The sequence below is a fragment of the Microcoleus sp. MOSTC5 genome (assembly GCF_036701825.1).
In the GTDB taxonomy this organism is placed as follows: Bacteria; Cyanobacteriota; Cyanobacteriia; order Cyanobacteriales; family Microcoleaceae; genus Microcoleus; species Microcoleus asticus.
In genome coordinates, this window is record NZ_JAUBRK010000083.1 from 1 (window position 1) to 8,945 (window position 8,945).

Below are 8,945 nucleotides of genomic sequence, written 5' to 3' on the forward strand. Positions count from 1 at the left end.
AAGGAAGAAGGAAGAAGGAAGAAGGAAGAAGGAAGAAGGAAGAAGGAAGAAGGAAGAAGGAAGAAGGAAGAAGGAAGGAGGTTCGGCAGCGGATTTTGTAACGGATTTAACGGATGGATGCTGAAGGAAGAAGGAGTCTTCCCCAAGGTTTTTAGCAATTAAGAACGTCCTAATAGTCTTGGCGGTTGCTATAGAAGGTAGAAGTTTGAAAAAAGAATAGAAGCTCTATCGAAAGGTAGATGACCGAAAACACAAGTTAAGAAATTTTGAATAAAAATTCTGCTTGGGGATGACGCGCCATAAAAGTTGGGTTTGGGGCAGAACCAAAATTCGATCGAGATGTCACAAACCACATTATATCTGCGGGACAGGATATCTGTGGGGACACGATATCTGCGGGGACACGATATCTGTGGGGACACGGCACTGCCGTGTCCTTAGCGAATGGCAACGATCGCCCAAATCTCCAATCCGCCCCCGGAATCCCCCGCAGCATTGGGGCGCGCTACAATCAAAAATTGATCGGTTTAGCACTCAGACTCAGAGAGTGCTAAATTTGCTAATGTAAGCGACAGGAGACAAACATGACCAAAATAGTTGCATTTAGCGACAAATCTCGGCGGGCACTAGAACGCGGCGTCAATCAACTCGCCGATGCTGTCCGCATCACCTTGGGCCCCAAAGGCCGGAATGTCCTATTGGAAAAGAAATACGGCGCTCCCCAAATCGTTAACGACGGTATCACCGTTGCTAGGGATATCGAGCTCGAAGATCCCCTGGAAAATGCCGGCGCTCGCTTAATTCAAGAAGTCGCCTCCAAAACTAAAGATATCGCAGGCGACGGCACAACAACCGCAACGGTTATAGCTCAATCCCTCATTCGCGAAGGTTTGAAGAATGTCGCAGCAGGCGCGAACCCAGTCGCGCTGCGCCGGGGTATTGAAAAAACGATCGCCCACTTGGTACTGGAAATCGAGAAATTGGCGAAACCCGTCGAAGGGGCTGCAATTGCTCAGGTCGCCACTGTCTCCGCCGGTAACGACGAAGAAGTCGGCGCAATGATTGCCCAAGCAATGGAAAAAGTCACGAAAGACGGCGTAATTACTGTTGAAGAGTCGAAATCTCTGACAACAGAATTGGAAGTTGTCGAAGGGATGCAGTACGATCGCGGATATCTTTCTCCGTATTTCGTCACTAACACCGATCGCATGGAAGTTGAGTACGAAAACGCTCGCATCCTGATTACCGACAAAAAAATTAGCTCGATTCAAGAACTAATTCCAGTTCTCGAAAAAATCGCCCGCACCGGTCAACCGCTGCTAATTATCGCCGAAGATATTGAAGGCGAAGCTTTGGCAACTCTGGTAGTCAACAAAGCCCGCGGCGTATTGAACATCGCAGCAACGAAATCTCCCGGATTTGGCGATCGGCGCAAAGCTATGCTTCAAGATATCGCCGTGCTCACCGGCGGTCAACTGATTTCCGAAGAAGTCGGACTCAGCATCGATACCGCAACCCTAGAAATGCTCGGTACCGCCCGCAAAATTACCATCGACAAAGAAAACACGATCATTGTTGCTGGCGAAGAACACAAAGCTGACGTGCTAAAACGGATCGAGCAAATCCGCAAGCAGCTAGAAGCGACGGATTCCGACTACGACAAGGAAAAGCTAACCGAACGCATCGCCAAACTCGCCGGCGGCATCGCTGTAATTAAAGTCGGCGCAGCTACCGAAACCGAGCTCAAAGACCGCAAACTGCGTATTGAAGACGCTCTGAACGCTACTAAAGCTGCTGTGGAAGAAGGTATCGTTGCTGGAGGCGGCACGACGCTACTTCACCTGATTACAAAAATAGATGCGATCAGAAATACTTTAGACGCCGAAGAACAAGTAGGCGCTGACTTGGTTGCTAAAGCTTTGGAATCACCTTTGCGTCAAATTGCTGATAATGCTGGCGTTGAAGGTTCAATCGTCATCGAGCGAGTGCGGGCGAGCGAGTTCAACATTGGCTACAACGCTCTCACCGACGTGTACGAAGATATGATTGCCGCTGGGATTATTGACCCCGCTAAGGTGGTGCGATCGGCTTTGCAAAATGCCGGTTCCATCGCTGGTATGGTTTTGACCACTGAAGCTGTGATTGTCGAAAAACCCGAGAAGAAAAAAGCCGGCGGCGACATGGGCGACATGGGCGGCATGGGCGGCATGGGCGGCATGGGCGGCATGGGCGGCATGGGCGGCATGGGCGGCATGGGCGGCATGGGCATGATGTAGTGTTCAGTCTGTAGTCTGTAGTCTGTAGGGTGCGCCACAAGCACCATTGGTGTAAACAAGCGCCTCTTATTTAGTACCGTCTACTGTTTGAGGATTAGAGCAGCTTATCCCCCCGGCGCCCCGCTGATAGTCCGGGGGGACTTGAAGCTATCAAAGTCCCCCTTCTTAAGGGAGATGCAATAAAGATCGGGACTAAGCTAAAAGCGAGGGTTCTCATGAATTTTAAGCTTGAGTTGGCACCTATGCAGTGCGCGCCTTACCCGATCGATCGACTGAGATTCTTCCAAGAAACGGCGTCACCCCCTCTCCCAATCTCCTTTAAGACGACGGAGTTACATTGTTGCTGTGCAAGTCTTGAGGAGATTGAAACAGAGTTTCGAGATAAACTCTCGCAGCTTGGCGATAGCTGCGCGAAGCTTCAGGCGTACCGCTATCGGCATTTTGCAACAAAAACAGCGACAGGGCGGCGCAAAATACTCGGTCTAGATCCCATTCGGGATGGGTTTCCAGGTACGTTTTGAGAGAATCGTGCAGCGTTTCGGGAATTTCGGCAAAAATACTGACTGTTGGGTTCATCATTTTTTTTAGTCTCGCTAATAAATTGAAAACAGAACCCCCCTTCGGCCGGATACAGGTGCAGGCACAGCCGAAATCAGAGCGCTTTTTTTTAGGTCGGTCGCATCATTGTGCGCTATCAGGGGGTGGGTTTGTCAATGTTGCGAAATATTACAAATTCCTTTAGATAAAAAAAAGGTTTACCAAATAATAAGCTTTTCAGGGCATTTTTTGTTACATATCTTTATGTTGTCAGGGTTTTCTGAGGGATTGGGCAGCAAGTTAACGAAATCCCCAATTCCGCAGCAAGATGCTACCGTGCCGTTAATTTCTGTGGAAAACTTTGTCGAATCTGTGGAAAACCTCAGACTTGCCTGTGGAAACGCTGTGGAATGTTTAGGGAAAAGTCAGGGAAAAAATAAGAATTGCAAAGGGCATGGGGCATGGGCATGGGGCATGGGGCATGGGGCATGGGGCATGGGGCATTGTTGACTGTTGACTGTTGACTGTTGATTAATGTTATTGGTTATTTGTTATTAGCCACTGCAAAGGATTAACAACTGACAACTGACAACTGACAACTGACAACTGACAACAGTCAACTGACTAAGTGCCACTCTGCCGCTTTTTGGCGGATGGTTGCCAATTCTGCAGGCGACATTTTGTCGAGATTGGCTAAGATAAAGCTCATGCGACCGATCGACTGAAGTTTGTCCCGGTGGCGCGCTAGGAAATCCCAGTAGAAGAAGTTGAAGGGACAGGCATTTTCGCCGGATCGCACTGTGCGATCGAATTTGCACCCCCGACAATAATCGCTCATTTTATTGATGTAATTCGCAGAAGCAGCATAGGGCTTCGACGCCAACACACCGCCGTCAGCAAACAAACCCATGCCCAGCACATTAGTCTGCATTACCCAGTCGTAGGCATCAACAAACGCACTGTGGAACCACTTTTCTACCTCTGTCGGCGAGATTCCCGCAATTAGACCAAAATTGCTCAAAATCATCAACCGCTGGATATGGTGCGCGTAACCGCTGCCTTCGACTTGAGTTAAAACTTGGCGCAAACAGTTCATATCTGTTTTGCTGGCGTCCCAAAAAAACTCCGGCAGCGGCTGAGTGTGGTTGAACCAATTCTTTTCAAAATAATCAGCATCCACGTAAAAATACATACCGCGAATGTATTCTCGCCAGCCCAGAATTTGGCGGATAAAACCTTCGACGCTGTTTAAATTTAAGTTTTTTTCTAGGTAGGCTGTTTCGGCAGCTTGAATAACTTCTAAAGGATGCAGCAAGCCAATATTGAGATACGGAGAAAGTAGAGAATGCCACATTGTTTCCTCCCCCGTTACCATCGCGTCTTGATAAGGGCAAAAAGCGGGGAGACACTGTTCGATGAAATTATCTAATACTTGCAGTGCTTGCTCTCGTGTAACCGCCCAGCGAAAAGGTTCAATGTTTCCGTAAGTTGGGAAAGATAGAGATTTAACTTGTGCGATAACTTCTTGAGTTATCGCATCCGGTTCAAACCGCAGAGGTTTCGGTGTATCCAGTTTTCCTTTGGGTGGCTGACGATTTTCTTTGTCAAAATTCCACTGACCTCCGACAGGTTTATTGCCATCCATTAAAATGTGGAAACGCTGGCGGCTGGCTCGATAGAAGTCTTCCATTAACAAACGTTTGCGGCTTGACGCCCAATCTTTGAATTCTGTTTCTGTCCAGAGGAATTGATTGTTGGGAATCAGGGTTGTTTTGCAGGGGAGTTGCAAGTTTTGAACGATCTGTAAAAAAGGTCGATCGTTCGGAGCCATCACCCGCACTTCGGTGATATTGTGAGCTTGTATCCAAGCTTTGAGAGGTGCTTCAAAGTCCCCCGATGTTGTGTAAGTGACTTGGCAGCCCCCGCCGCGCAATTCTTCAGCGAAGTGTCGCATTGCCGACCAAATTAATACTAATTTTTGTTGGTGGTAGCGGCGCTGTTGAACGTGCTGCCAAGATTCAATTAAAATTACGGGTAGGGAAGAGTTATCATCTGTGCGGTTGAGAGCAGCTTGGTTCTGCCAAAGTTGATCGCCTAATATCCAAACGCCAACAGTCATTTTACTTTTTTTATCCTAAAAGTTATATTTTACTTTTCCTGAGCGCTGATTGTCTGTTCCGACAACTTAATGGGATGAAAAATTACCACTCAAAACTTATAATTTTTCCGCTTCTCCTAAGAACTTACTAGAGCATAACATTGATTTCCAAAGATAGGGACACCGACCAGCAAATTTAAATTTTATGTCGGTGTATCCTTCAGATGTTAATAACTTGGTTAGCGTCTTTACTGAAAAAAATTTAATGTGACCGTTATCCCAAAGTACGGTAAAATGTTGATCGAGTTTGCCAGAAATAGCTAACGCCAGGTTTTTCAAATAGCCGTGATATGGCGTGGAAATAATTAGCCTTCCTCCCGGCTTGAGGCATTTTTTTGCAGCTTTTGCTAGTTCTTTAGGATAAAGCAAGTGTTCGATTACTTCAATGGCTAACACAACATCAAATGAGTGCAGCGTATCGGTATCTGGGAGGTCGTAAATATCTGCTTGGATAAACTGACAGTCGGGGAAACTTTGACGGGAGATGGCAATTCCGGGTGCAGAAGTGTCAACGCCGACAACTTCGCAGCCGTGCTCTGCGATGACGTGACTGAGGCTGCCATTGCCGCAGCCGAGATCCAAAACTCGGAGTTGTGTCTTGCTGGCCTCCTGAAGTGTCGCCAGCATTTCTAAAAGGGGAGATATCAAATAAGCGTGATGATATCTGGGACGGTTGTTTGTGTAATAATACGTATAATTGCTAAAGTTTTTTTTCATCGATTAAGTTATGGAAATTATTGCCGAGACCGCCAATTTACGGAGCGCGGGTGTACTGTTTGGGCCAACGTTCGCCAGCTTAGGGTTGTCAGAGTCGATCGGCAGCTCGATCGTCTCATGCTTTTTTTTTGACAGGTGAATTGTTATCACCGGATCAATCGGATGTCAAAAGAAATCTTTCACAGGGTGCAAAATCTCGAATCGCCCATCTCTCGCCCATCTCTCGAAGGCATTCGGAAAGAAAAAGTCCTATCGACCAAAAATTCTCTCCGTACACTAGCCGGAAACCGAACTTTTTGCCTCTTAACTTTGGCCGAGTCCATCCATGCGATTCTAGCTTCAAACAACTGCGGTATGTCCAGCCGAGGCTTTTTTGCAGCCTGAAAAATCTGCCCTGGGGCGATCGGGTGCAAGTCGATCGCAGAAGTGAGGAGGGATGTGTGACCGAAATCACAGGCATTTGCCAAACAAATTGCTGAGCATCTTTAAGTCCACACACTTAGAATCGAGATTACTACAAGTGGCTTCTATAATTGTGTTTAAATGTTGTTCGGACGCTGTGTTGTCCCGTCAGCAGAGCACCCTAGACTGATTGGCGCTTTGGATCTGGTTTATTTCACTTTAATGGTCGCTGTTGGGTGTTGCACCTTAAGTTAGATACGTCCTATGGTTAAGTTAGGTCAATCCTCCTTTCGCCGTATTTTACTGTCGCGGATTTTGTTGCTCAGCGTACCTGTTCTACTGGTGGGGGAGTATGTTACCTATCGCAAGGCACGCTCGACGCTTCTGGAAACTGCTCGTCAAAACTTGACAGAAAGTGCAGTCAGAAAAGCAGAAACTATTGAACAGTGGGCGAAATCGCTGAAGTCGAATCTGATCGGCGCTTCGGAAAGCTCGATGTTGCAGTCTGTAAATCCGAAGGATTATCAAAAGTTTATCGCGCAATTAGGGCAGCGGTTGCCAGCGCAGGTTGATTGCTTGCAATTGACTAATTTAAAGACAAATCAAGTCATAGCAAGCACTTGCGGGCAGCAGCCGATTCAGTCGCTGCCGGCTAAATTTTGGCCGCCAGTACAGCAGCAGCAGACGCTGCTGGACGACAAGAGCGTTTACATCAGTCTGTCGTTGCCTCAGCAGCCGCAGGCGAAAGCAAACGACCAGAAGGTGGCTTTGGGTGCTGAGGATTTTCCAGAGGCGGGTAAAGAAGGCCGCGATAGCCAAGTGAGTTTGGTGTTGAGCGCTCCTGTTTACATTCGTCGGGGCAATAGCCTGCAGTTGAGTTATGCTTTGAGTTTGCAGTCGGCCTTGCCTGTGCAAACAAGCGCTCCCAAGGGTTCTCTAGCCGGCTATACGGTGGCGATCGACCAAGATGGGACTATTTTGGCGCACCCGAATATCAACCGCGTGGGCCGCAATATCGCCCAAGAGGCAGATGCCGATCGACTAAAAAGTATTGTCAGAAGGGCGATCGCAGGCGGAACAGCTTTTCTCCATCTATTTTCCTTTGAAAGAAATGGCGTAGAGTTGCTAGCAGGATACGCTGCTATCCCGAGTCCTTCAACTAAACAGGAGAACAGCAAGTGGATTATTTTAGCTGTTTCTCGTTTAGATTACGCTCTGTCAGGTTTGGAAGAAATTCAGCAAGTTTTATTTAATTTAATTGTAGGTTTGGTTGCTGCTAGTATTATCGCGACTTTATATCTGTCTCGCGACTTGGCACGTCCTCTGGAAAAACTGAGAGACTACGCGCTGAAAGTAGATACGGAAGCGCCGCAGGCAGTGCCGCAAAATTTCCAAATTAGGGAATTCAATCAACTATCAGAAGCGCTAAACAGCATGGTGCAGCGCCTCAGATCCTGGGCCAGAGAATTGGAAGTGGCAACCAAGGAAGCGCAAGTTGCCAATCAGTTAAAAAATGAATTTTTGGGAAATATTTCTCACGAATTGAGAACGCCGCTCAACGGGATTATTGGTTTTATTCAAATTGTTCGGGACGGCTACTGCGATGACAGAGATGAAGAGATGGAGTTCTTACAGAGGGCTCACGACTCGTCCATGCAATTGCTAAATATTATTAATGATATTTTGGACATTGCTAAAATAGAAGCCGGTACGTTCTCCATGATGTTAGAAGTAGTTGATATTACCCAGGTACTTGAAGACGCGATTGATTTGCAAGTACCTCTAATGGAGGAAAAAGGCTTGAATTTAAGTTTGCCTGCACCTCACGATCCGATTATTGTTCATGCCGATCCGGAGAAGCTAAAACAGGTGTTTTTGAACGTTTTGAGCAATGCGATTAAGTTTACCGAGTCGGGCAGCGTTAATATATCTGTGCGGCTAGAATCGAGGAAGAATTCTCCTAGTTTTAACGGCAGTGCGGAAAGTACGACTGGCCACAGCAGTCAAAGCGATTGGGTGGTAGTGACAATTAAAGATACGGGAATTGGTATCGATCCCGAGCAACAGCAGAAATTGTTTCAACCTTTTGTGATGGCTGATGGTTCTACAACTCGCAGGTTTGGCGGTAACGGTTTGGGTTTGGCTATCTCCCGAAGGATAATGGAATCTATGATCGGAAGCATTACCCTGCACAGCGCGGGTGTGAATCAAGGTACTACGGTGATGATTTCTTTGCCTGTCAATCAGCAGTCAAGTTTTTATTATCACAGCGAGGACTTGGTAACGGAAAATGGAAATTTCAAAAGTTGATGAGTGATTTTCCCAATCTAAAATCTAAAATCTAAAATGGTATTAGGGGCTGTCCGCCGAGTTCGAGGGATTTGCTCAAAGTGCTGAGAATGCGGATTAATTCTACGGAGGCAGAGCCGGATGAGGTAGGACAGGGGGTATTCGTTTGCACGCTGTTGAGGAAGCGATCGCACACTCGCTGTAGCGGTTCTGCCGATTCTAAATTCAAGACTTCGCGGTATCTGAGGCCCGTTGGCTGCGGTGCGATCGCACTTTCAAAAGAGTTATTCTCTTCGCCTCCCCAATCTGGATTGCCGCGCTGCACAATCAGGGGAGTTTCTGGCGACATTTCATCAAAAATCAAGGTTCCCAAACTGCCAACAACTGTTAAGCGCCGTTGTTTGTCGGGATTTAGCCAGCACAGGTGAATAAATGCTTGAAATCCGTCGGGATACGTGAGGGTTACCCAAACTAAATCTGCTAGTCCTTCTGAATGATTCGCAGTCATCCGTGAAGAAGCAAATTGATTTTGTATTTCTGCTGCTACTTCTTTATTTATTCCTTCT

The 8,945-nt window shown here is 47.1% G+C and carries 7 protein-coding genes and 1 pseudogene; 3 read left to right on the plus strand and 5 right to left on the minus strand.

Annotation, left to right across the window (positions count from 1 at the left end; translation table 11 throughout):
* Nucleotides 1-584 precede the first annotated feature (584 nt).
* On the plus strand, nt 585-2,276 hold the full coding sequence (gene groL / locus QUA54_RS30270; protein ID WP_333205040.1) for a chaperonin GroEL: 1,692 nt from the start codon (nt 585-587) through the stop codon (nt 2,274-2,276).
* A 318-nt stretch (nt 2,277-2,594) separates the two neighbouring features.
* Here the strand turns inward: groL and QUA54_RS30275 are convergent, their stop codons facing one another.
* The gene (locus QUA54_RS30275; protein ID WP_050813024.1) at nt 2,595-2,852 is read right to left on the minus strand and encodes a DUF2811 domain-containing protein; all 258 of its coding nucleotides are present in this window, start codon (nt 2,850-2,852) and stop codon (nt 2,595-2,597) included.
* 225 nt (nt 2,853-3,077) lie between these two features.
* On the opposite strand from QUA54_RS30275, the gene QUA54_RS30280 reads away from it, so the two are divergent.
* Complete coding sequence (locus QUA54_RS30280; RefSeq protein WP_333418273.1) at nt 3,078-3,323, plus strand: hypothetical protein; 246 nt, start codon at nt 3,078-3,080, stop codon at nt 3,321-3,323.
* Nucleotides 3,324-3,429: 106 nt separating this feature from the next.
* Here the strand turns inward: QUA54_RS30280 and QUA54_RS30285 are convergent, their stop codons facing one another.
* The 3 genes from QUA54_RS30285 to QUA54_RS30295 all read right to left on the minus strand — a co-directional run bounded on the left by QUA54_RS30285 (nt 3,430) and on the right by QUA54_RS30295 (nt 6,155).
* Nucleotides 3,430-4,932 carry a cryptochrome/photolyase family protein gene (locus QUA54_RS30285; RefSeq protein ID WP_333418275.1) on the minus strand — a complete coding sequence of 501 codons (1,503 nt, stop codon included), beginning with the start codon at nt 4,930-4,932 and terminating at the stop codon, nt 3,430-3,432.
* A 96-nt stretch (nt 4,933-5,028) separates the two neighbouring features.
* A complete protein-coding gene (locus QUA54_RS30290) occupies nt 5,029-5,688 on the minus strand; it encodes a class I SAM-dependent methyltransferase (protein WP_333418277.1) in 660 nt (219 codons plus the stop codon).
* Between the two features lie 179 nt (nt 5,689-5,867).
* Complete coding sequence (locus QUA54_RS30295; protein WP_333418279.1) at nt 5,868-6,155, minus strand: hypothetical protein; 288 nt, start codon at nt 6,153-6,155, stop codon at nt 5,868-5,870.
* Between the two features lie 199 nt (nt 6,156-6,354).
* On the opposite strand from QUA54_RS30295, the gene QUA54_RS30300 reads away from it, so the two are divergent.
* Nucleotides 6,355-8,400, plus strand: a complete 2,046-nt coding sequence (locus QUA54_RS30300) for an ATP-binding protein (RefSeq protein WP_333418281.1) — start codon at nt 6,355-6,357, stop codon at nt 8,398-8,400.
* 31 nt (nt 8,401-8,431) lie between these two features.
* Here QUA54_RS30300 and QUA54_RS30305 read toward each other — a convergent pair.
* Nucleotides 8,432-8,945: pseudogene (locus QUA54_RS30305) on the minus strand (gfo/Idh/MocA family oxidoreductase); the annotation flags it as partial.

Bases quoted from the DNA above. Each gene is read 5' to 3' on its own strand.
- groL (WP_333205040.1), top strand. From the start codon at position 585: ATGACCAAAATAGTTGCATTTAGCGACAAATCTCGGCGGGCACTAGAA.
- QUA54_RS30275 (WP_050813024.1), bottom strand. From the start codon at position 2,852: ATGAACCCAACAGTCAGTATTTTTGCCGAAATTCCCGAAACGCTGCAC.
- QUA54_RS30280 (WP_333418273.1), top strand. From the start codon at position 3,078: ATGTTGTCAGGGTTTTCTGAGGGATTGGGCAGCAAGTTAACGAAATCC.
- QUA54_RS30285 (WP_333418275.1), bottom strand. From the start codon at position 4,932: ATGACTGTTGGCGTTTGGATATTAGGCGATCAACTTTGGCAGAACCAA.
- QUA54_RS30290 (WP_333418277.1), bottom strand. From the start codon at position 5,688: ATGAAAAAAAACTTTAGCAATTATACGTATTATTACACAAACAACCGT.
- QUA54_RS30300 (WP_333418281.1), top strand. From the start codon at position 6,355: ATGGTTAAGTTAGGTCAATCCTCCTTTCGCCGTATTTTACTGTCGCGG.